A 22,003-nucleotide genomic window follows, 5' to 3' on the forward strand; every position below is an offset into this window, starting at 1 on the left:
ACGGCGTGCGCCCCAAGCTCTACGGCCGCGGCGAGAACGTGCGCGACTGGATCCACACCGAGGACCACTCCTCGGCCGTCTGGGACATCCTCACCAAGGGCCGCACGGGGGAGACCTACCTCATCGGCGCCGACGGCGAGAGGAACAACATCACCGTCCTGCGCATGATTCTCGAGGCCATGGGGCGCGACCCCGAGGACTTCGACTGGGTCGCCGACCGCCCCGGCCACGACCGCCGCTACGCCATCGACTCCACCAAGCTCCAGCGCGAGCTGGGCTGGAGGCCGGCGCACACCGACTTCGCCGAGGGCCTGAAGCAGACGATCGACTGGTACGTGGAGAACGAGTCCTGGTGGCGCCCGGCCAAGGAGGCCACCGAGGCGCGCTACCGCGCGCAGGGGCAGTAGGCCGAACCCCGGCGAACCGCACCGCGGGGCGCCCGCGCGGGGCCGCAGGGCATGGGGATGATCCTGCGTCCCCGCGCGGGCGCCCCCGGTTATATAACCTCTTCGATAGGAGCTTTTCCCACATGGCAGACATTGCATTCGAGAAGGACCTCTCCGTCGCCGAGACCGGCATCGAGGGCCTCAAGGTCGTCGACCTCGCCGTCCACGGCGACTCGCGCGGCTGGTTCAAGGAGAACTGGCAGCGCGCCAAGATGTGCGCCCTGGGCATCCCCGACTTCCGGATCGTCCAGAACAACATCTCCTACAACGACAGCCGCGGCGTCACCCGCGGCATCCACGCCGAGCCCTGGGACAAGTTCATCTCCGTGGCCCGCGGCTCGGTCTTCGGCGCATGGGTGGACCTGCGCGAGGGTAGCGCCACCTACGGGAAGGTGTTCACCTGCACGCTCGACCCGTCCAGGGCCATCTACGTCCCGCGCGGCGTGGGCAACTCCTTCCAGGCCCTGGAGGACGGCACCGCCTACACCTACCTGGTGGACGCCCACTGGTCCCTCGAGCTCAAGAGGACCTACACCTTCGTGAACCTCGCCGACCCCGAGCTCGCCATCGAGTGGCCGATCCCGCTCGATGAGGCCACTGTATCCGAGGCGGACCTGAACCACCCGATGCTCAAGGACGTCGTCCCGATGGCGCCCAAGAGGACGCTCGTCACCGGCTGCAACGGCCAGCTGGGCCATGCGGTCCGCGCGCTCGCCGAGGAGCGCGGCGTCGCCAAGGACTTCGACTTCTGCGACATCGACACCTTCGACATGTCAGACCCGGACGCCTACACACAGTACGACTGGTCGCTCTACGGCACCGTGATCAACTGCGGCGCCTACACGGCGGTCGACAGGGCGGAGACCCCCGAGGGCCGCGCCACCGCCTGGAAGGCCAACGCGACCGGGCCGGCGCTTCTCGCCCGCACCTGCGCCGGGCACGGCATCACCCTGGTCCACGCGTCCTCCGACTACGTCTTCGACGGCACCGCGGAGGTGCACGACGAGGACGAGCCCCTCAGCCCGCTTTCCGTCTACGGCCAGACCAAGGCCGCCGGCGACATCGCCGTGGCCGGCTGCCCGCGCCACTACATCATGCGCAGCTCCTGGGTCATCGGCGAGGGGCACAACTTCGTCAAGACCATGAGGGCGCTCTCCGACCGCGTCGCCGACCCGGAGGACAAGTTGGAGCAGGTCACCGTCGTGGACGACCAGCTGGGACGCCTGACCTTCACGCGCGACATGGCGCAGGCAATCTTCCACGTGCTGGGGAGCCGCCCCCCCTACGGCACCTACGACTGCACCGGTTCCGGCGCCGTCAAGTCCTGGGCCGACATCGCCCGCGCCGTTTTCGAGGCCGCCAACGGCAACGGCGACAGGGTCGTGCCGGTATCGACCGCCGACTACTACGCGAGCGCCGCCGGCCCCGTCGCCCCGCGCCCGGTCCACTCCGCGCTCGACCTCTCCAAGCTGGAGTCCGCCGGCTTCCACATGCCCGACTGGGAGGAAGAGCTGGGGGAGTACCTCAAGACGCTCTAGCCGCTATTAACTTTTCGAGAGCAAAAGCCGCCGCTTGTTAACGGTGGCTTTTCTTGTTGGTGGCTATCTGCGCAGTGGTGCCAATAGTATTTTGCGGAAGATCTACCTCTCGCTTGGCTTGGAAGTAGGGCGGCCGGGCTGGTCATCGTAGGCGTATTTGCTGTACACGTTTACCTCCCACTGCTTTTTTTCGACCTTTGCCACGGAATCGAGGATGAATCCGGTCGCAAGGCTTAGGCCGCACAGGAACATAAACGAGGCGGCGAGCACGGCGGTGGGGAAGCGCGGAACGAGGCCGGTCTGGAAATACTCGACAACGATGGGCATGCCCAGGGCGAGACCAGTCACCGCAAACAGAAGCGCGACGAGGCTGAAGAACTTCAGCGGGCGGTAGTCCTTGAACAGCGTGCCGATCATCGCAACGACTTTAATGCCGTCGCTCACGGTATTGAGCTTGGACTCGGAACCTTCCGGACGGTCGCGGTACTCGATGGGCACATCTTTGATGCGCCAGCGGTGGTCGACGGCGTGGATCGAGAGCTCGGTTTCGATCTGGAAGCCCTCGGAAAGCACAGGGAAGGTTTTAACGAACGGGCGGCTCATGGCACGGTAGCCGGTCATGACGTCATCGAAGCTGTAGCCATAGATCCACTTGATCATGGCGCGGACCAGATTGTTGCCAAAGCCGTGGAAGGCACGCTTGTTCTCCTCGGCATAGGTGCCGTTGGAAAGGCGGTCGCCTACGGTCATATCGGCCGTGCCGTTGAGGATAGGCTCGCAGAGGGCTTTGGCCGCCTCGGCGGGGTAGGTGTCGTCTCCGTCGACCATCAGGTAGCAATCGGCGTCGATGTCGCGAAACATCTGGCGGCACACGTTGCCCTTTCCCTGACGGGGCTCAAAGCGCACCGTGGCTCCGTGTTCGGTGGCGATGCGTGAAGTATCGTCTGACGAGTTATTGTCATAGACATAGACCGTAGCCTGCGGAAGCTCGCGGTGAAAGTCGTCGACGACCTTACCGATTGTGAGCGCTTCGTTGTAGCAGGGGATGATGACGGCGATGGATTCAGAATTCACTCAATGCTCCTTACACATTCAATCCTTGAAAGTATAGCCGTTTGGACTTGTCATCCTTAGATGTGGGTTAGTTCTCCAGTTTTGTTGCGCGAATCGTTTGCGGGGCCGTCGGGTCTATACTGTTCGTTTGTCAACGATTACGAGTAAAGGAGTTGCATCCGTGTCGGATCAGACAAAGCAACAAGAAACTCGCAGTCTGCCTGCGACGTTTGCTAAGAACGAATTTGAGAAGGACGCGTTTATCCTTCGTCAGCTGGTTACCAAGGATTTTAAGATCAAGTATCGCCGTAGCGTTCTGGGCGTCGCATGGTCGGTGCTCAATCCGTTGCTGATGATGATTGTCATGGCCATCGTGTTCTCGACGATTTTTGCCCAGGGCCGCAATGGCTCGATTACGCCCGAGATGTACCCGCTGTATTTGATCGTGGGTAACGTCACCTTTGCCGTCATGTCCGAGTCTACGAACCAGGCTCTGACGTCGATCGTGGGTGCTGCCCCGCTGCTCAAGAAGGTTAAGGTGCACCGCTGGGTCTTCCCGGTGCAGAAGGTGCTCTTCTCGCTGGTTAACTTTGCCTTCTCTCTGGTCGCCGTAGCTATTGTTATGCTGTGGTTCCGTGTTATGCCTTCTTGGCACCTTATTCTGCTGCCTGTCTGCCTACTGCTGCTTATGTGCTTCTGCATGGGCCTGGGCATGATGCTCTCCGCCCTCACGGTTTTCTTCCGCGATGTCATGCATCTGTGGAGCGTCGTCATTACGGCTTGGACCTACATTACGCCCATCTTCTGGACGACCGACTTCGTTGCGCAAATGCCGCATCTCGTGCGCATTCTGGTCTATGCGAACCCCATGTATAACTACCTGCAGTTTATGCGTGATATCTTCCTGTTCCAGACTACGCCCTCGCTTATGACGTTTGGTATGTGCGTCGCTTGGGCGGTTCTTGCGCTTGTTATTGGCTACACCGTGTTCCATAAGTCCGAGCGCAAGTTCATCCTCTACATCTAAGGAGTGCTGTGATGACTGAATCTGTTGTTGATTACAGCGAGCAGCCTCTGGCTGTCGAGGTCGACGACGTCACCATGATCTTTAACATGGCGTCCGAGTCGCTGACCAACCTCAAGGAGTACTTCATCAAGCTTGCCAAGCACGAGCTGTTCTTTGAGGAGTTTAGGGCGCTTAAGCACATCTCGTTCGATATTCATCGCGGCGAGGTCGTGGGTCTGGTCGGCACCAATGGCTCCGGCAAGTCTACGATGCTCAAGATTATCGCTGGCGTGCTTGAGCCTAGCGAGGGCAGCGTTAAGGTGCACGGCAATATCGCACCGTTGATTGAGCTTGGTGCCGGCTTTGACCCCGAGCTGACTGCCCGTGAGAACATATATCTGAACGGCGCCCTGCTTGGCTATACCAAGGAGTTCATCGACGCCAACTTTGACGGCATTATCGAGTTCGCTGAGCTGCAGAACTTTGTCGATATGCCGCTTAAGAACTTCTCCTCGGGCATGGTGGCGCGTATCGCCTTTGCAATCGCGACGATTACCGAGCCCGATATTCTGATCGTTGACGAGACGCTGTCCGTCGGTGATGTGTTCTTCCAGCAGAAGTGCGAGGCCCGCATCCAGCACTTTATCCAGAGCGGCGACGTGACGGTTCTGTTCGTTTCGCACTCTATGGAGCAGGTTGAGCGCATCTGCCAACGTGCCGTTTGGATTGAGAAGGGTGACCTTCGCATGGACGGCCCGGTCGATGAGGTCTGCAAGGCGTACCGCGAGCAGTTCAACTAGGTTATAATAACTTGCGCTTGACAGGCTTGCGCTTGCTTGGGCGTGCGGCTATTTGCTCCATTAGCTCAGTTGGATAGAGCAGGGGACTTCTAATCCCAAGGTCGACGGTTCGAATCCGCCATGGAGCACCATCGTTTATTAAGCCCAGACCGCTTGGTGGTCTGGGCTTTTTTCATCTTGTGTGCTGCTGGAGCCGAGCGCGAGCAAGCCGCTGCTGTTTGTTGGGGTTGGCATTTTACTTTTCGAGATGCTCCCTCAGCAGCTCCAGCGCGTGGGCGTAGCCCTGGAGGCCTTCGCCGGTGATGGTGGCGAAGCAGGCCAGACGGGCGTAGCTCACCTGGCGGAAGTCTTCGCGGGTCTCGACGGCGCTAATGTGGACCTCCACAGCCGGGATGGCGACGGCTTTGAGGGCATCCAAGATGGCCACGCTTGTGTGCGTGTAGGCGGCCGGGTTGATGACGATGCCGTCGACCTTGCCGTAGGCCTCCTGGATCTTGTCGACGATGCTGCCCTCGTGGTTAGACTGGAAGACCTCGACCTCGTCGAAGCCCTGTGCGGCGCCCGCTTCCTGGCAGATCTGGACCAGGCGGCCGTAGTTGTCGCTGCCATAGATGCCCGGCTCGCGAATGCCGAGCATGTTGAGGTTGGGTCCGTTGATGACGAGTGCTTTCATGGTTGCTTCCTTTGCGATTGGAAAACCACCACAAAGGTGCCTGTCCCCTTTGTGGTGGTTTTGGTTAGAGAGCGGGTGGGAGGGTGTCGAGGAGGGCATGGGCGGTGTTGGCGGCGCAGTCGCGTGAGTCGATGATGTAGTCGGCCCAGGCGCGGTAGCGCGGCATACGCTGCTCGGCCAGCTTGTCGATACCGTCGCGGGCGGTGATGGGGCGTCCCTTGTGGGCGAGCTCGTCGAGTTTGCGGTTGAGCATCACAATTTGGCTGTTCTGGTGCAACAGCGGATAGTTCTCGTCACGCGTGACCACGCCGCCGCCGGTGGAGAGCACCAGGCCGCTGCGCTTGGAGATGTCGGACAGCGCCGCCGTCTCCTGCTCGCGGAAGGCCGCCTCGCCGCGCTCGACGATATAGTCGGCACAGGGCATGCCCAGACGCTTCTCAAGCGCGGCGTCCAGGTCGATGTGCTCGCGACCCGTGAGCAGGGCAATCTGCTCACCCACGCGGGTTTTGCCCGAGCCCGGCATGCCAATCAGGGCGATGTTCTGCTCGCGGCGGGACAGACGCTCTGTTACATCTAAGATGCGCGTGCGCGGGGTGACTTGGCCGGTATAGCGCTCGACGGCCTGTGCCGCTTGGGCCACCAGCATGAGCAAGCCGCCGATGCAGGGGATGCCGCGACGCTCGGCCTCGAGCATGAGTCCCGTGCGGGCGGGGTTGTAGACAATGTCGATAACGCCTTCGAGTGCATCGAGCCCTTCGAGCGTGCAAGGCGCGTCGGGGCAGTGGGGGAACATGCCGGCAGGCGTGCAGTTGACGAGCAGGGCGGCGTCGGACTGCTGCGCGATGTTGCCGTAGTTGACCTCGCTCGTGCGACCCACGGGTACGACGATGGCGCCCAAGTCTCCTAGCACCAAACTTGCCGTGGTGCCGGCACCGCCGATGGCGCCGAGCACGAGGGCCTTCTTACCGGCAACCTCAACGCCCAGCTCCTCGACCAGGCACTGAAAACCAAAGTAGTCGGTGTTGTCGCCGCGCAGGCGGCCGTCGGGCAGGCGCGTGATGGTGTTGACGTTGCCCATGCGCTCGGCGAGCGGGCTCAGCTCGTCCAGATATTCCATGACGGCGCGTTTGTAGGGGATGGTCACGTTGGTGCCTTCCCATTCTTTACCCGTCATAAAGGCCGCGAGGTCCTCGGGCTCGCGCTCAAATCGCACGTAATCGAGCCCAGCGAGCTCTTTGTAGATGGTCGGGGTGTAGCTGTGGCCCAGCACGCGGCCCAGCACACCGTAGGGGCGGGTTGCGGCGGTATCGGTCATCTAGAGCACCTCCGTGTAGCTGCCAAAGTAGGTGAAGCTCTCGCACACGTCGTCGATGGAATCGAGCAGGTCGTCGAGGCCCTTGCTGCCAAAGGGGCAGTCCAGATCAAAGTAGAACATAAACTCAAAGTCGCGGCCGGGGATGGGGCGGCTCTCGAGCTTGATGAGGTTGATGTTGAGTGCGTAGAAGCGCTCGAGCACGCGATAGAGGGCGCCCGGCTCGTTGGCCGTGGTGATCATGAGCGAGGTGCGATTAGCGCCGGGGTAGACGCGCGGCTCGCGGCTGATGACGACAAAGCGCGTGTAGTTGTTGTCCGAGTCTTGGATATTGGGCTCCAGCACCTCGAGGCCATACAGCGTGGCACAGCTGCGCGAGGCGATGGCGGCGACGTCGGTGCGCTCGGAGTTGGCGACCATCTCGGCCGACATGGCCGTGTTGGGGTACTTGGTGGCGTGCAGGCCGTGGGACTCGATAAAGCCGGCACACTGGGCAATGGCTTGGCCGTGGCTGTAGACCTCGCGCACGTCCGCGAGCTTGGTGCCGGGCTTGACGAGCAAGTTGTGGTCGATCTTGAGGCGAAGCGAGCGCACGATGTGAAAGTCGAACTGGGCGAGCAGGTCGTAGACGGCGTTGACCGATCCGGCGGTGGAGTTCTCGATGGGCAGCACGCCAAACTCGCAGAACCCGTCGCGCACGGCTCGCATGACGCCCTCAAAGGTCTCAAAGAACGCGATGTCGGGCACGTCGAAGAGTTTGCACGCGGCGATCTGGCTATAGGCACCTTCCACGCCCTGGCAGGCAACGGTGGCCGTTTGAGGGAAGGGCGTGTCAAAGGCTGCAGCCGTGGCGTGGGCCTTTTGCGAGATGGTGATGCCCTTGAGCTCGTTGATGTAGCGCTGCTGCTCGGCCTTGCTCATGCTCATGAGGAGACGGAACAGGGCGATGGTCTGTGCCTCGTAGCGCTCGGGCGCGCGGCTGGCGAGGTTGTTGAGCTTGGAGCGCTCGCGGGCGGGGTCGAAGACGGCCTTGCCCATCTCGATTTTTGACTTGGCGACCTCGGTGGCAATATCCATACGCTCGACAAAGCTGTTGAGGAGCGTGGTGTCGATGCCATCGATGGTCTGGCGAATATCGGCAAGGTCCATGGAGGCCCCTTTCACGTAATGACAGAGTTGATGGGCAACTCAGGTGAGTCGGGTTAGAACTGGCCTGCGTCCTCTAGGAGGGCGTCCCAAATCGCGAGGGCAGCTGCTGCTTCGGCTACGGGGACGGCTCGGGGGACGATACAGGGATCGTGACGGCCGTGGACCGAGAGCTCGGCATTTTCCATGGCGTCCATGTCCACCGTCTGCTGCTCGCGGCCAATTGAGGGCGTCGGCTTTACGGCCATGCGCCACATGACGGGCGCGCCGGTCGAAATACCGCCCAGGATGCCGCCGGCGTTGTTGGACTCAACCTCGATCTCGCCGGTCTCGGCGTCGATGCGATACGGATCGTTGTTCTCGCTGCCGCGCATGGCGGCCACGGCAAAGCCCATGCCAAACTCCACGCCCTTTACGGCGGGAATGCCAAACGCGATTTGCGCGATGCGGTTCTCGATGCCGTCGAACATGGGGTCACCAATGCCCGCGGGAAGCCCATAGATGCCGCACTCCACGATGCCGCCGATGCTGTCGAGTTCATCGCGCGCGGCCAGAATTTCCTCGCGCATGCGACCGGCGGCGGCGGCGTCAATGCAGGGCAGGTCGTTCGTAAGGATCGCCTTGCGGTCGGCCTCGCGATAGACCATGTCGTCCATGGGCAGGTCGGAGATGCCGCCGATCTGCGCGACGTGCGCCATGACCTTGATACCGCGGGCCTCGAGTGCCTGCAGGGCGATGCCGCCGGCGATGCATAAGGGGGCCGTTAGGCGGCCGGAGAAATGCCCGCCGCCGGCGACATCGTGCATGTTGTGGTACTTCACACGCGCCGGGTAATCGGCATGTCCTGGACGGGGCTTGCGGCGCAACTCGGAGTAATCCTTGGAGCGCGTGTTGGTGTTCTCGATAATCGCGGCGATGGGCGCGCCGGTGGTATGTCCATCGACCACACCGGCGATGATGTGAGCGGCGTCGGCCTCGCGGCGTTTGGTCGCGGTCTCGTCGCGACCGGGGGCGCGACGGTCGAGGAAGGCCTGCAGCTTCTCCTGGTCCACGGCGATGCCCGCCGGGATGCCATCGAGCGAGCAGCCGATAGCGGGGGAGTGCGATTGGCCGAAGATGCTTAAGTGCAAGACGTTGCCAAAGGTCGAGGACATGCTATTCCTCCTCGAGTGTGACCTTGCCGCCCAGCAGGCGGTAGTGGTCGAAGAAATCGGGATAGGACTTGTTGACGGCCTCGGCGCCGTGGATCACGACCTCGCCGGTGGCACGGCTCGCGGCGATGGCGGCCATCATGGCGATGCGATGGTCGTTGTGCGAATCGACCTCGCCGCCGGTGAAGGCATCGACACCCTTGATGATGAGGTCGTCACCGGCGATGCGCACCTGCGCTCCCAGCGCGGTGAGCTCGCGGGTGGTGGTGACCAGACGGTCAGATTCCTTGATGCGCAGGCGTGCGCAGTCACGGATGAACGTGCGGCCCTGAGCCAGCGATGCCACGGCCGAGATGACGGGCACCAGGTCCGGAATGTCGTGGGCGCTCATCTCAAAGCCGGCGAGCTTGTCGGACTGCACAGTGGCGGCGTTCGTGGAGCGCACGATGCGGGCGCCAAAGCGCGAAAGCGCGGCGAGCACGTTGCGGTCGCCCTGGGCCGAGCTCAGGGACACACCCTCGACGGTGATGGGGTCGGAGCCGATGGCGCCGGCGCACAGCCAAAAGGCAGCGTTGGACCAGTCGCCCTCGACGGCCACGTTACCGGGCGTGCGGTACGAGCCGCTGCTTACGCGGAAGTTCGTGACCTCGGGCTGGCCGTCTTTGGACGGAATACGTTCGACGTTGACCTCGACGCCAAAGGCCTTCATGGCCTGGATCGTCAGGTTGATGTAGGGGCGGCTCTCGATGAGGCCGGTCACCTGCACGCAGGAGGGCTTGGCCAGCAGCGGGGCTGCCAGCAGCAGGCCCGAGATATACTGCGAGCTCACGTTGCCCGGCAGCACAAAGGTGCCCGGGCGCATGCGGCCGCTTGTCTTGAGCGGAAAATCGCCCAGACCCTGCAGGTCGCAGCCGGCGGCGATAATCTCGTCCGAGAGCGGGGAGAGCGGGCGGGCGCCCAAGCGTCCCTGACCCACAAAAGTCGCTTCGGCGCCCAGCGCGCAGGCGACGGGCAACATAAAGCGGAGTGTGGAGCCGCTCTCGCCGCAGTCAAGCATGCCACCCGCAAGTGCTTTGAGCAGGCCAAACTCAACACTCTTCATGGTGGGGTGGACCTGGAAGCCGTCCTCGACGGTCTCGATGCGAGCACCCAGGGCCGTAAGGCAGCGCACCGTGGCCTCGATGTCGGCGCAGGTGGTGTTGCAGGTAACGTGCGTCTCGCCGTTGGCAAGCGCAGCGCAGATGATGAGGCGATGCGCCATCGACTTGGACGCGATCGCGGGAACGGTGCCCTTGAGCGGGGAGGGGGTGATGCGGGCTAGCATGCGGATGCGTCTCCCTTCTGGCCGAGGCCCTCGGCAATGAGTTCGTGGAAAGTGGAAAGCGGCGTGCGGTCGATGCTGCAGCGGCCAATGCCGTGCGGAATCACCAGGTCGATGGTGTCGCCCGCGCGCTTCTTGTCGTGGAGCGCCTCGGCAAAGACGGCGTCGGCATCTAGATCGCAGCGGGTCTTGAGGCCATGGCGGGCGCAGAGCTCCTCAATACGACCGGGCAGTGCAGCATCGCAAACGCCGTGCAGGGCCGCGGCGCGCGTGATGATGCCCATGCCGATCGACACGCAGTTGCCGTGTCCGAGTTCAAAGTGCTCGCAGGCCTCGACGGCGTGTCCGGCGCTGTGTCCAAAGTTGAGGAGCTTGCGCTGGTTGGTTTCGCGCTCGTCGGCGACGACCACGGCGCGCTTGATGTCGATATTGCGGGCGATGATGAGCGCTACGCGGGCCACATCGCGGTTGAGTAGCTCAAGCGTAAGCGGGGTCTTCTCCAGTTCGGCGAAAAGCTCCGGGTCGGCGATCACGGCGTGTTTCACAATCTCGCCGCAGCCGTCGGCGAACTGCTCGGGCGTGAGGGTGGCCAGGCACCCCACGTCGGCGATAACCACGCTCGGCTGCCAAAAGGCGCCGGCCAAGTTCTTGCCGGCAGCCAGGTCGATGGCGGTCTTGCCGCCCACCGACGAATCCACCATGGCGAGCAGACTCGTCGGGATCTGCACAAACTTGCAGCCGCGCATGTAGGTGGCGGCCACAAAGCCCGCCACGTCGCCCACGACGCCGCCGCCGAGTGCCACGATCACGTCGGAGCGCGAAAGCTCGTGCTCGGCCACAAACTCCAAAATGGCAATATAGGTTTCGGCGCGCTTATGGGCCTCGCCGGCCTCGAAGGTGCAGATGCTCACCTCGTAGCCTGACGCCTCCAGGCTCTGCTTAACGGGCATCTGGTAGAGCGGGCCCACGTTGGTGTCCGTCACGATGACGGCCTTGGTACCGCCGGCAGTGGCGCGCACGAGCGGTCCCGCCTGCTCCAGCAAAAACGTGCCAACATGCACCTGGTAGGGGCGTGCAGTGTCGATATCGATGGTAATCGCCATAAGCTTCGGTCCTTTCGACCTGGCGTGATAGGTGGTCTAGTGGGAGGTCTCGTCGTCGAGCGCGCGCTTAATGCGGTCGCCCTCGGCAAGGAGATTCTCCAGATAGCGCTGGTCGCGGTCCTTGAGCGCACGGCTGTAGGCGCCAAGCGACTCGATTAGATGGTCGATCTCGAAGGCGAGCGCGTCGGCGTCGTCGATCATGAGCTCGGACCACATTTGCGGGTTGAGGTGCGCCACGCGGGTGAGATCGCGGTAGCTACCGGCCGAAAAGCCGTGGTGGACCTGGGCGGTCGGGCTCTTTACGTAGGCGTTGGACACCACGTGCGCAAGCTGGCTCGTGAAGGCGATGACGCGGTCGTGCTCGGCGGCGCTGGTCACGCTGAACTTGCTAAAGCCCAAGGGGCGCACCATCTCGCGCACCTGGCCCAAAAGCTCCAGTTTGAGTGCATCGTCCACCGCGGGCGGCACGAGCACGAGCGGCGCGCCCTGGAACAGGTCGGTGCGGGAGTGCGCATAGCCCGAGTACTGCGTGCCCGCCATGGGGTGCGCGCCCACAAAGTAAAAGCCGTTCTCGCGGGCAAGCTCAAAGGCGCGCTCGCACACGATGCCTTTGACGCCCACCGTGTCGATTACCACGGGGCCCATGATGGCGTCGGTGTCGGTGGCGTCGGCGAGCGCCTGGGCGTGCGCCTCGAGCCACTCGATGCATGCCTCGGGATAGCAGGCCAGGACGATGATGTCGCATTCGCCGAGTGTCTTATCGTTGAGCTCTCCGGCGACAGTGCCCATGCTGGCGGCCGTCATGACATCGTCATCGGGGTCCCAGGCCAGCACGCGGACGCCTGCCTGTGCATAGCCGCGGGCAAAGCTACCGCCGATGAGGCCAAGGCCGACGATGCCGGCGCACTTGGGGCCGCCCTGGTTAACGCGCGCGTTTCTCACCGTACCCATGGGTTACTCCATGGTCTCTTGGCAGACGACCTCGCGGATGGCGCGAATGCGGCGCATGGTGTCGTCGAACTGGTCTGGGGTGAGGGCCTGAGCGCCGTCGGACCAGGCGCGGCTCGGCTCGTCGTGGACCTCGATCTCCAGGCCGTTGGCACCGCAGGCGGTCGCGGCGAGCGCCATGGGCTCGACGTAGCGGGTGTAGCCGGTGGCGTGGCTGGGGTCGGCGACGACGGGCAGGTGCGACAGGTGGTGCAGCACCGGCACGGCGTTAAGGTCGAAGGTGTTGCGGGTGCGGGTCTCGAAGGTGCGGATACCGCGCTCGCACAGGATGACGTTGTCGTTGCCCTCGCTCATGATGTACTCGGCTGCCATAAGCAGCTCGTCGATCGTGCCGGACATGCCGCGCTTGAGCAGAATCGGGGTCTGGGTCTTGCCGACCTCCTTGAGCAGGGGGAAGTTCTGGGCGTTGCGGGCGCCGATCTGCATGACGTCAATCTTCTTGTCAAGGAAGACCTGCACGTCGCGCGGGTCCATGATCTCGGTGACGATCGGCATGTCGAGCTCGGCAGACGCCTCGCACAGCAGGTCGAGGCCGGCGGGGCCCATTCCCTGGTAGGCGTAGGGGGAGGTGCGGGGCTTGTAGGCACCGCCGCGCAGCATCGTGGCACCGGCGGCCTTTACGCGGCGTGCGATGCGAATGAGGTTCTCGCCCTCGACGGAGCAGGGGCCGGCGATGACTTGGAACTGGTCGCCGCCGATCTTGACGCCGTGGCCGCAGTCGATGACGGAGTCCTCGGGGTGGAACTTGCGGTTGGCGCGCTTGAACGGCTCCGAGACGCGCTGCACGCGCTCGACGACATCCATGGACTCGAGCAGGAACGGGTCGATCTTGGTCGTATCGCCCACCAGGCCGATGATCGTCTCGTTCTCGCCGCGCGAGACGTCGGTCTTCAGGCCTTTTTTCTCAATCCAGCTGACGATATGGCCGACGGCCTCGTCGCTGGCGCTCTGCTTTAAAATTGCAATCATGGTGTGCCTCTCACCTCGATGGATAACTTTTGCAAAAACGGCCCGCATCGCGAGCCGTGTATATATGGTGCATGAGAGTTTATACTATCTGACTCGCTTTTGCCTTCTAAAGTGGGCCGTTGCGCCGCGTCTTCCTCGGAATTGCAAAGCTTTTTCTTTTATTTTGATAGCCCGTGGTGCACTTGGGTATAATGCCAAACGTTGGCCCTATTAGCTCAGGGGATTAGAGCGTCTGCCTCCGGAGCAGAAGGCCGTTGGTTCGAATCCAACATGGGGCACCATCGAACGTAAGACCGTCCGAACCTCGCATGGTCCGGGCGGTTTTTCTTATACCGACGCGACGTGATGGGACGTGGTATGGCAGCAACGGATATCGAGCGCGGACTCTCGACCGCCGAGGTCGAGGAGCGCATCGCCGCCGGTAAGATCAACCGCAACATGGAGCTCAAGACCAAGTCGGTCAAAGAGCTCATCATCGAGAACCTCTGCACGCTGTTCAATTTGATCAACGTGATCTTGGCGTTCCTGGTCATTTTGACCGGTTCGTTTAAGAACCTGACGTTCCTGTTTGTGGTGTTCCTCAATACCGCTATTGGCGTCATCCAGTCCATGCGATCCAAGAAGATGGTCGATAAGCTCACGCTGCTGACCTCTAAGAAGGCCATCGCGGTGCGCGACGGTGCCGAGGTGGAGCTCGACTTGGACCAGATCGTGCTCGACGACATCATCCGCCTGGGGCGCGGCGACCAGATTCCCGCTGACGCCGTGGTGGTTTCCGGCGAGGCGCTCGTGAACGAGAGCCTGCTGACGGGCGAGAGCGACCTTATTAAGAAGCAGCCCGGTTCCGAGCTCATGAGCGGCAGCTTTATCGACTCGGGCCTGCTGCGCGCCCGCGTGATCCATGTCGGCGCCGACAACTACGTGGCCAAAATTAATAACGAGGCCAAGTACGTCAAAAAGGTCAATTCCGAGATCATGAACGCGCTGAACGCCATCGTGTGCTTTGCGAGCATCATCATGATCCCGCTCGGTTTGGCGTTGTTTGCCTCGAGCGTGAGCGAGCTGTGGGATGCAGCGGGAACCCCGGGCGATAGCGCGCTTTCGTGGTGCTTCTCCGAGCTGTTGGCTGGTCATGTGCCTTCGTCGGCGCTGCTGTCCACGGTGGGCGCCCTGCTGGGCATGATCCCGCAAGGCCTGGTGCTGCTGACCTCGTCGGTGCTCGCCATCGCCACGGTGCGCCTGGCCCGCCGCAAGGTGCTGGCGCAGCAGCTCTACTGCATCGAGACGCTCGCTCGCGTCGATGTACTGTGCCTGGACAAGACGGGCACCATCACGTCGGGCCGCATGGAGGTCGAGGGCACCTACCCGCTGCCTGTTGAGGGTGTTGGCTTTGGCGTGGACTCGGACGAGGCGGCTGTTCCCGTCGATACCACAGTGCTCGATTTTGCGCTGGCTAACGTCGCGCGTGCGACTTCGGCCGATGCCAACGAGACCTGCCAGGCGCTGCTCAACTATTACGCCGATCGCCCGGTCGAGGTGTCTGAGCCGCTGTCGGTCATTCCGTTCTCGTCCTCCAAAAAGTGGAGTGGTGCTTCGTTTGCGCAGGGCTCCTATGTGATGGGTGCGGCGCAGTTTGTGCTCTCTGATCGTGTGTTTTCGCAGGTCGAGAACCGTGTCGCCGAGCTTTCCGATACCTGCCGCGTGCTCGTGGTGGCGCGCGTGGACGGCTTTACGCCCGATGGCGATATGGTGGGCGAGGCCGAGCCCGTGGGCTTTGTGACCATCCGCGACGAGATTCGTACCTCGGCGGCCGAGACCATCGGCTACTTTAACGAGCAGGGCGTGACCCTCAACGTGATCAGTGGCGACGACCCGCGTACGGTGTCGTCGATCGCGCGCGTGGTGGGCGTGCCGGGGGCGGACGCTTATGTGGACGCCACGACGCTCGATACGCCGGCCAAGCTCGATGCCGCAGTGGACCGCTACCATGTCTTTGGTCGTGTGACCCCGCAGCAGAAGCGCGAGCTCGTGCAGGCGCTCAAGCGCCGCGAGCACACCGTGGCCATGACGGGCGACGGCGTCAACGACGTGCTGGCGCTCAAGGAGGCTGACTGCTCCGTAGCCATGGCAGCCGGCTCCGATGCCGCGCGTAACGTAGCCGAGATCGTGCTCGTCCACAACGACTTTGCCTCGATGCCCGCCGTGGTGGCCGAGGGCCGTCGCTCCATCAACAACCTGCAGCGTTCGGCTTCGCTGTTCTTGACCAAGACGCTGTTCTCGATGGGCCTGGCGGCGCTGTGCATCGCGCTGCCGCCGTACCCCTTCGAGCCTATCCAGATGACACTCATCAACTTCTTTTGCATCGGCGCGCCGGGCTTTGTGTTGAGCCTGGAGCCCAACAACGCCCGCGTGAAGGGGTCGTTCTTGACCAACGTACTCAAGCGCGCACTGCCGCCGTCGATTGCGGTCATTTTGGCTGCGGCGCTCGATATCTTTGTGGCGCGCGTGTTTGGCTTTAGCCAGCTCACGCTGTCTACGATGTGCCTGCTTACGTCGTGCGCGTCGAGCGTCAGCCTGATCTGGCGCATCTCGCAGCCTCTCACGCCCTTACGTGTGGTGCTTTTTGTGTTTGTAGTCGCCGGCATCCTGGTGGGCGTTATCGGATTCCCGGAGCTGCTGTCTATTGCCAACCTGTCGATAGGCCAGATGGTTATCTTGGCTGTCATCGTGATCTTTACCTGCTCGGTGTTCTTTAAGCTCGCCACGATGATGGATTCGCTCAAGCCGCGTCGTCGTCATGCCGCAACTGGTTTTGGCCGTGGTGTGCGCGTTCACCTGGGTCGCGGTGGCGGCAAGGTGAGCTCGACGGGTTCGACGGCCGAGCGTTTTGCCAAGCGCGTCGCTGCCGACATGGCGCAGCGCCGCGAAGATCGCACCGCTCGCGAGGCCGAGGCCCGCGCACTTGAGGGCGTGGCCCAGGCCCAGCCCAAGAAAAAGAAGAGTACCGGAGCCAAGCGCTCTCGCGTGACCAAGTCCGCCCAAGGCATCAAAGTCTCGATGCCAAGCAAAAAGATGAAGTAACTACGCGCCCTGCCGATGTTGAATTGGTGCCTTGCTCCTGTGGGGCCGTGGCGATGTTATGCTCTAACCTCGATTGTTTGAATTGCTTCGAAAAGAGGATGCCGTGATTTGCCCGCATTGCCTTAAGACTATCGAGGACGGCGCCTCGTTCTGCCCCTACTGCAACGCCTATGTGGGTCCGGGCGATGGTCCCGAGCACACCGAGTTCGTGTTCTGTGAGGGCTGCGGTGCCCGTCTTTCTCCGCACGATCGTACGTGTCCCAAATGCGGACGCCCCGCTCCGGGTATCCTCTCCGAGGACGCGGCCGCATCCGACCTGGCAGCGGGCCGCACGGCGGGCTTTCCGCGCCTAACGCAAGAGCAGATCGATACCGAGGTGCCGCATGCGCCCGCCTCTGCCGCTGCGGTGCTTTCGGATGCCGCTGATCCTAACGAGACTTGCGTGCTGCCGGCTTTCGATAAGGATTTCGGTATTCCCAAGGTCGATATTCCCACGCCGGTTTCTCTGCATGACGATGCTCAAAAACCCAAGCGCAAGGTGCATCCCGACGAGGACGCCTATCACAAGCACAAGCGTCATATCCCCAAGCCGCTCATCGTCATCGTGGTCCTTGCGGTCGTTTGCGGTGGTGCCTATTGGTTCGTGACGGCCGATCCCATGGGTGTTATGCCCGGCTTCTATGACCAGTTTGGCCAGGCTGCGCAGACGACCTTCCCTACGCGTCAAAAGGGCGAGGCGACTGAGGACGATACCAAGCAAGACGATTCTGCCGAGGTGGTCCAGGAAGAAACCGTGCTCACCGATGATCAGCTCTATACCAGGCTCGACGGTCTGTATCAGACCATCGTGTCCTACGGTGACGAGGACCAGATCGGCGAGGTCATCGATTCTTTTAACAATGGTTATCTTCGAACGCCACTGTCCACCCGTCAGGAGCTGTCGCAGAGTGCCTACGCCCTGCGCGACCAGATCAAAAAGACGCAAGATGAGCTTAACAACCTTAAGTATCAGGACGATACGGTCTATGCGGACGACATCGCCCACTTAAAGCAACTTGCCGAGTGGATGTACGAGCGCGTCGACGTGATCTGCCAGAGCTGGGATATCTCGCTGGCCATTCCCGATGGCGAGTCGATGAGTTCCCACCAGAGCGAGATCCTGGCGCCCATCGCACAGGGCGGCAACAGCGCGCTGAACCAGTACGACGCCAATGTGGGTTCCTGGAAGCCGCAGCAGCGTTCCTAAAATTAGTTCGCCATAGTCGGCATAACCTACGTGCGCAATTGATGTAAGCGCATGCTTATTGCTACAATTCGTACAAATATGCTTTAAACGCACGAGGAAGGAACCACATGTTTGGTTTTAAGAAAGAGCTCTACACGCCCGAGTATCAGCTTGCCGGCGACGAGTGCGCCGTTATCGAGACGTCGAAGGGTACCATCAAGGTCAAGTTTGACGGCGAGGGCGCTCCCATTCATGTCGCGAACTTCTGCGAGCTTTCCACGATGGGTTTCTATGATGGCCTTAAGTTCCATCGCTATGTGCCCGGTTTTGTCATCCAGGGCGGCGACCCCAATACCCGCGACATGTCCGGCGCCGACGTTGCTGCCGGCCTTGAGGGCCCCGACGGCATGCCCGGTACCGGTGGCCCCGGCTACTGCATCAAGGGCGAGTTTGCCACCAATCCGCGCAACAGCCATGTCGATGGTGCCCTTGCCATGGCACGCTCCATGGACCCCGATTCCGCGGGTTCGCAGTTCTACTTCTGCCTGGGCGCCCAGCATAACCTCGATTCCGGTTACACCGTCTTTGGTACCACGGTCGAGGGTCTCGATGTGATTTCGCAGCTGCGTGCCGGCGACGAGATCGTCCATGTCGAGATCGTTCACGAGTAAAGGGGACTTCCTTGAATAGCCAGCTGATCCAACAGGGCCGCGCCGCTTACCGCGCGGGTGATTTTTCCGCTGCAGCCCAGATGCTTGGGGCGGCAAAGACTCCCGATGAGATTATGGGCGAGGCCGATCACCTTCGTGGCAACGCCTTGATGCACCTGGGCATGTATGCCGAGGCCGCCGAGGCCTATGCCGCCGCCCTCAACGACGGCACCTACGGCAAGCGCGGCGCGCTGCTCACCAACCGCGGAAAGGCGCTCGCCGCCGTGGGCGACTACACGACGGCCGCTCAGGCGTTCTCTGCCGCTACGCAGGATGCTTCCTATGTTACGCCGTTCAAGGCCTATCTGGGCCTGGGCAATGCGCTGTTCCAGTCGGGCGACTATGCCAACGCGGGAACCGCCTTCCGTCAGGCCGCCATCGACGGCGCCAATCCGGCTCCTGCCGCCGCACTCGGCGAGCTCGGTCGTTGCTTCATTAAGCTCGGCCGTCCGGCGGATGCCGTGGAGACCTACCGCACGGCTATCGACTTTGCCGGCCCCCGCGACGACACGCGTGCGCTCAACGCCGGCATGGGTCAGGCGCTTTCTGCCGCCGGCCGTCCTTCCGACGCACTCGACGCCTTTAACGCCGCTACTGCCGATGGCATCTACCAGCTCACCTCCGAGCAGGCCGATGAGCTTGCCCGCGTGCACGATTCGCTTGCCGCGCTGTCTGCCCAGACGGCTATGGCCACGGCTCCGGCGCCTGCGATGGACGCTCCTGCCGTTGACCCGCTCGATCCTACGGGCGCGACCGGTCAGTTTATGCCCGATCCCTCGGACACCGGCTTCTTTACGCTGTCCGAGTCCGAGATGGTCCAGCAGGACCGTCAGGACCGTAAGCAGGCCAAGGTCCGTCGTCGCCATCGCCACACGGGTCTCAAAGTCTTCATCGTGCTGCTTCTGCTCATTTTGATCGCCGCGGGCGGTCTGGGCTTTGCCTACACGCGCGGCTTTGGCTTCCCGTCTCAGGAGTCTGTCGTTACCGATCTGTTCCAGGCTGCCGGCGACGGTGACACCGCAAAGGCCGAGTCTTGCCTGGCCTCGAGCCTGTCCGAGGACGTCAAGTCGATGATCATCTCTTCGATTCCGCAGGGTGCCACCGTGTCCGTCGAGGGCATGGATCAGTCCATGACCGAGACGACCGCTAAGGTGAAGGCATCGCTGTCCAAGGGCGGCGAGCAGGAGTACACCGTCAAATTCGTGCGCTCCGACAACCATATCGGCTGGGCCGTTTCCTCGCTCGATATGGATTTCTCGGCTGCTGACAACCAGTAGTGACCTTATGGGATTTAGCTTTGCCCGGCGCTTCACCGCAAGTGAGGTGCCGGGCTTGCGCTAGTATGATGAGCTAGTAGTTTTCCAGCAATCATCCAACACATCAGGAGTTGCGTTGTTTTCTTTGATGGATATGTTCTTCGGTAGCTATGCGGGCGATCTTGCCATCGACCTCGGTACCGCAAATACGCTTGTCTCCGTGCGCGGCAAGGGCATCGTCATTCGCGAGCCCTCCGTCGTCGCCATCGACAAGAACGACGAGCGCATCCTGGCGGTCGGTATCGAGGCAAAGCGCATGCTCGGCCGTACGCCCGGCAACATCGTGGCCGTTCGTCCCCTGAAGGACGGCGTCATCGCCGACTTCGATGTTACCGAAGCCATGCTTCGCTACTTTATCGACAAGGCGTCCGAGAAGCGCTATCCGTGGACCCCGCGTCCGCGCGTTGTCGTCTGCGTTCCCTCCGGTGTCACGTCGGTCGAGAAGCGTGCCGTCTTTGAGGCCACGATCCAGGCCGGCGCCCGCCAGGCCTATCTGATCGAAGAGCCCATGGCCGCCGCTATCGGCGCCGACCTGCCCGTCGAGGAGCCCACCGGCTCCATGGTCATCGACATCGGTGGCGGTACTACCGAGGTCGCCGTTATCGCTATGGGCGGCATCGTCGTCTCGCAGTCCATCCGTATTGCCGGTGACGAGTTCGATCAGGCCATCCTCACGCACGTTCGCGATGCCTACAACCTGGCCATCGGCGAGCGTACGGCAGAGGACATCAAGATCAAGGTCGGTTCCGCCGTGCCGCTCAAGGACGAGCTCGACGTCGAGGTCAACGGCCGTGACGTGATCACGGGCCTGCCCAAGACCGTGCGCATCGAGAGCGAGGAGATCCGTCGCGCGCTCAACAAGCCGCTCGACGAGATGGCCAAGGCCGTTAAGGACGCCCTCGATGCCACGCCGCCCGATCTTGCCTCTGACCTTATGTACTACGGCATTTTGCTGACCGGTGGCGGCGCGCTGCTGCGCGGTCTCGACGTGCGCCTGCGCGATGAGACCGGTGTTTCGGTCAACGTCAGCCCCACGGCGCTCGATAACGTCGTTAACGGCTGTGCCCGCGTGCTCGAGGCCAATGCGTTTGATGGCGGCTTCGTCCAGACCAATGCTTAATTTCCAAAAGGTGGATTCCATTTGGCACGATCTTCGGGTTTCTCCACAAATCTGAATACCAAGCGACAATCAACGGGTATGCGCCCGTTGATTGTTTTCAGCCTGATTTCGGTGTTGCTGCTCACGTTTTACATTCGCGAGGGCGAGGCAGGACCGATTCATGCCGTGCGTTCGGGCGTGACGACGATAACCTCGCCGGTGCGCTTTGTGGGCTCGGCTGTGGCGGCTCCCTTCAATGCGATCGGCAACGTGTTCTCTAACCTTACGGCGTCGCAGGACACGCTCGACGAGCTCAAGAAGCAAAACGAGGAACTGACCTCTAAGGTTGCTGAGCTCTCCGAGGCTCAAAAGACCGCCGAGCGTCTGGAGGGGCTGGTCGGCCTGCAGTCGACCTACAACCTCAAATCGACCGCTGCTCGTATCGTTGGTGCCTCTGGCGATGCCTGGACCTCGACCGTTACCATCGACAAGGGCTCTGCCGACGGCCTTACCATCAACATGCCCGTGACGAGTTCTGCCGGTGTTATCGGCCAGATTATCGAGGTATCGGCCAAAACGTCGACCGTGCGCTTGATTGGCGACGAGAACTCGGGCGTGTCCGCCATGGTGCAGGACACGCGCGCCCAGGGCATGCTGCAGGGTCAGGCTGACGGCACGCTGCGTCTTGAGTACGTGAGCGTTGACTCCGACGTTAAGGTTGGCGATATCATCGTGACCTCGGGCATCGGTGGCGTGTTCCCCAAGGGCCTTCCGCTTGGCACCGTCTCGTCGGTTGAGAAATCGGCAAACGACGTGTACTACACCATTGTGGTGCGCGCCCAGACGACGGCCGAGAACAACGAGGAAGTGCTGGTCATCACCTCGCTGACCGACGAACAGTCGGCCTCGGATGAGGACGTGAGCACGGCCAACAGCACACCGCAGGGAACGTCGCGCGATGCTGCGACCAAGACGAAGGACGAGAGCTCGGATGACAGTTCTGACACGTCCGAGACGACCGATTCCGGCTCGAGCGAATAGGGGGC

19 protein-coding genes and 2 tRNA genes are annotated in these 22,003 nt (G+C 62.2%); 12 read left to right on the forward strand and 9 right to left on the reverse strand.

Annotation, left to right across the window (positions count from 1 at the left end):
* Together RX395_RS05615 and RX395_RS05620 are read left to right on the forward strand one after the other, a co-directional pair.
* The coding region (locus RX395_RS05615) for a GDP-mannose 4,6-dehydratase (protein WP_316366116.1) at positions 1-407 on the forward strand (407 nt) is incomplete at its 5' end.
* Positions 408-529: 122 nt separating this feature from the next.
* Positions 530-1,984: a sugar nucleotide-binding protein gene (locus tag RX395_RS05620; protein ID WP_316366118.1), complete on the forward strand. Its 1,455-nt coding sequence runs from the start codon at positions 530-532 to the stop codon at positions 1,982-1,984.
* A gap of 102 nt (positions 1,985-2,086) precedes the next feature.
* Here RX395_RS05620 and RX395_RS05625 read toward each other — a convergent pair whose 3' ends face one another.
* On the reverse strand, positions 2,087-3,058 hold the full coding sequence (locus tag RX395_RS05625) for a glycosyltransferase family 2 protein (protein ID WP_316366120.1): 972 nt from the start codon (positions 3,056-3,058) through the stop codon (positions 2,087-2,089).
* A gap of 160 nt (positions 3,059-3,218) precedes the next feature.
* Here RX395_RS05625 and RX395_RS05630 point away from each other — a divergent pair, with 160 nt between their 5' ends.
* The 3 genes from RX395_RS05630 (at position 3,219) to RX395_RS05640 (ending at position 4,974) form a co-directional block, all read left to right on the forward strand.
* Positions 3,219-4,064 carry an ABC transporter permease gene (locus RX395_RS05630; protein ID WP_238022459.1) on the forward strand — a complete coding sequence of 282 codons (846 nt, stop codon included), beginning with the start codon at positions 3,219-3,221 and terminating at the stop codon, positions 4,062-4,064.
* A gap of 11 nt (positions 4,065-4,075) precedes the next feature.
* Positions 4,076-4,843 carry an ABC transporter ATP-binding protein gene (locus RX395_RS05635; protein ID WP_006236046.1) on the forward strand — a complete coding sequence of 256 codons (768 nt, stop codon included), beginning with the start codon at positions 4,076-4,078 and terminating at the stop codon, positions 4,841-4,843.
* 54 nt (positions 4,844-4,897) lie between these two features.
* A tRNA-Arg gene (locus tag RX395_RS05640) sits at positions 4,898-4,974 on the forward strand.
* A 104-nt stretch (positions 4,975-5,078) separates the two neighbouring features.
* Here RX395_RS05640 and aroQ read toward each other — a convergent pair.
* The 8 genes from aroQ to aroF all read right to left on the reverse strand — a co-directional run bounded on the left by aroQ (position 5,079) and on the right by aroF (position 13,526).
* Positions 5,079-5,516 carry a type II 3-dehydroquinate dehydratase gene (aroQ, locus tag RX395_RS05645; RefSeq protein WP_316366124.1) on the reverse strand — a complete coding sequence of 146 codons (438 nt, stop codon included), beginning with the start codon at positions 5,514-5,516 and terminating at the stop codon, positions 5,079-5,081.
* Between the two features lie 64 nt (positions 5,517-5,580).
* Complete coding sequence (locus RX395_RS05650) at positions 5,581-6,831, reverse strand: shikimate kinase (RefSeq protein WP_316366126.1); 1,251 nt, start codon at positions 6,829-6,831, stop codon at positions 5,581-5,583.
* Complete coding sequence (gene pheA, locus RX395_RS05655) at positions 6,832-7,977, reverse strand: prephenate dehydratase (protein WP_316366127.1); 1,146 nt, start codon at positions 7,975-7,977, stop codon at positions 6,832-6,834. It abuts the gene before it with no gap.
* 53 nt (positions 7,978-8,030) lie between these two features.
* Complete coding sequence (gene aroC / locus RX395_RS05660; protein WP_316366129.1) at positions 8,031-9,128, reverse strand: chorismate synthase; 1,098 nt, start codon at positions 9,126-9,128, stop codon at positions 8,031-8,033.
* A 1-nt stretch (position 9,129) separates the two neighbouring features.
* The gene (gene aroA / locus RX395_RS05665) at positions 9,130-10,449 is read right to left on the reverse strand and encodes a 3-phosphoshikimate 1-carboxyvinyltransferase (protein WP_316366131.1); all 1,320 of its coding nucleotides are present in this window, start codon (positions 10,447-10,449) and stop codon (positions 9,130-9,132) included.
* Entirely contained in the window at positions 10,443-11,549 is a 1,107-nt protein-coding gene (aroB, locus tag RX395_RS05670; RefSeq protein WP_316366134.1) for a 3-dehydroquinate synthase, read from the reverse strand. Before aroB ends, aroA begins: the two co-directional genes overlap by 7 nt.
* Before the next feature lie 36 nt (positions 11,550-11,585).
* Complete coding sequence (locus RX395_RS05675) at positions 11,586-12,500, reverse strand: prephenate dehydrogenase (protein ID WP_316366136.1); 915 nt, start codon at positions 12,498-12,500, stop codon at positions 11,586-11,588.
* Between the two features lie 3 nt (positions 12,501-12,503).
* Positions 12,504-13,526 (reverse strand): 3-deoxy-7-phosphoheptulonate synthase, encoded by a 1,023-nt coding sequence (aroF, locus tag RX395_RS05680; RefSeq protein WP_035138595.1) that lies wholly within the window; start codon positions 13,524-13,526, stop codon positions 12,504-12,506.
* 204 nt (positions 13,527-13,730) lie between these two features.
* On the opposite strand from aroF, the gene RX395_RS05685 reads away from it, so the two are divergent.
* The 7 genes from RX395_RS05685 to mreC all read left to right on the forward strand — a co-directional run bounded on the left by RX395_RS05685 (position 13,731) and on the right by mreC (position 21,998).
* A tRNA-Arg gene (locus RX395_RS05685) sits at positions 13,731-13,807 on the forward strand.
* A 76-nt stretch (positions 13,808-13,883) separates the two neighbouring features.
* Positions 13,884-16,607 carry an HAD-IC family P-type ATPase gene (locus tag RX395_RS05690; RefSeq protein WP_316366138.1) on the forward strand — a complete coding sequence of 908 codons (2,724 nt, stop codon included), beginning with the start codon at positions 13,884-13,886 and terminating at the stop codon, positions 16,605-16,607.
* A gap of 103 nt (positions 16,608-16,710) precedes the next feature.
* The gene (locus RX395_RS05695; RefSeq protein ID WP_316366140.1) at positions 16,711-17,853 is read left to right on the forward strand and encodes a zinc ribbon domain-containing protein; all 1,143 of its coding nucleotides are present in this window, start codon (positions 16,711-16,713) and stop codon (positions 17,851-17,853) included.
* Between the two features lie 107 nt (positions 17,854-17,960).
* Positions 17,961-18,503 carry a peptidylprolyl isomerase gene (locus RX395_RS05700; protein WP_006236059.1) on the forward strand — a complete coding sequence of 181 codons (543 nt, stop codon included), beginning with the start codon at positions 17,961-17,963 and terminating at the stop codon, positions 18,501-18,503.
* Between the two features lie 11 nt (positions 18,504-18,514).
* Complete coding sequence (locus RX395_RS05705; RefSeq protein WP_316366142.1) at positions 18,515-19,819, forward strand: tetratricopeptide repeat protein; 1,305 nt, start codon at positions 18,515-18,517, stop codon at positions 19,817-19,819.
* Positions 19,820-19,946: 127 nt separating this feature from the next.
* Positions 19,947-20,978 (forward strand): rod shape-determining protein, encoded by a 1,032-nt coding sequence (gene mreB, locus RX395_RS05710; protein ID WP_006236061.1) that lies wholly within the window; start codon positions 19,947-19,949, stop codon positions 20,976-20,978.
* Positions 20,979-21,056: 78 nt separating this feature from the next.
* Positions 21,057-21,998, forward strand: a complete 942-nt coding sequence (gene mreC, locus RX395_RS05715; RefSeq protein ID WP_082421788.1) for a rod shape-determining protein MreC — start codon at positions 21,057-21,059, stop codon at positions 21,996-21,998.
* Positions 21,999-22,003 lie beyond the last annotated feature (5 nt).

The organism is Collinsella aerofaciens, from assembly GCF_032584215.1.
GTDB lineage: Bacteria > Actinomycetota > Coriobacteriia > Coriobacteriales > Coriobacteriaceae > Collinsella.

Coding starts and splice junctions, on each gene's coding strand:
- RX395_RS05620 (WP_316366118.1), top strand. CDS start 530: ATGGCAGACATTGCATTCGAGAAGGACCTCTCCGTCGCCGAGACCGGC.
- RX395_RS05635 (WP_006236046.1), top strand. CDS start 4,076: ATGACTGAATCTGTTGTTGATTACAGCGAGCAGCCTCTGGCTGTCGAG.
- aroQ (WP_316366124.1), bottom strand. CDS start 5,516: ATGAAAGCACTCGTCATCAACGGACCCAACCTCAACATGCTCGGCATT.
- RX395_RS05650 (WP_316366126.1), bottom strand. CDS start 6,831: ATGACCGATACCGCCGCAACCCGCCCCTACGGTGTGCTGGGCCGCGTG.
- pheA (WP_316366127.1), bottom strand. CDS start 7,977: ATGGACCTTGCCGATATTCGCCAGACCATCGATGGCATCGACACCACG.
- aroC (WP_316366129.1), bottom strand. CDS start 9,128: ATGTCCTCGACCTTTGGCAACGTCTTGCACTTAAGCATCTTCGGCCAA.
- aroA (WP_316366131.1), bottom strand. CDS start 10,449: ATGCTAGCCCGCATCACCCCCTCCCCGCTCAAGGGCACCGTTCCCGCG.
- aroB (WP_316366134.1), bottom strand. CDS start 11,549: ATGGCGATTACCATCGATATCGACACTGCACGCCCCTACCAGGTGCAT.
- RX395_RS05675 (WP_316366136.1), bottom strand. CDS start 12,500: ATGGGTACGGTGAGAAACGCGCGCGTTAACCAGGGCGGCCCCAAGTGC.
- aroF (WP_035138595.1), bottom strand. CDS start 13,526: ATGATTGCAATTTTAAAGCAGAGCGCCAGCGACGAGGCCGTCGGCCAT.
- RX395_RS05690 (WP_316366138.1), top strand. CDS start 13,884: ATGGCAGCAACGGATATCGAGCGCGGACTCTCGACCGCCGAGGTCGAG.
- RX395_RS05700 (WP_006236059.1), top strand. CDS start 17,961: ATGTTTGGTTTTAAGAAAGAGCTCTACACGCCCGAGTATCAGCTTGCC.
- mreB (WP_006236061.1), top strand. CDS start 19,947: ATGGATATGTTCTTCGGTAGCTATGCGGGCGATCTTGCCATCGACCTC.
- mreC (WP_082421788.1), top strand. CDS start 21,057: ATGCGCCCGTTGATTGTTTTCAGCCTGATTTCGGTGTTGCTGCTCACG.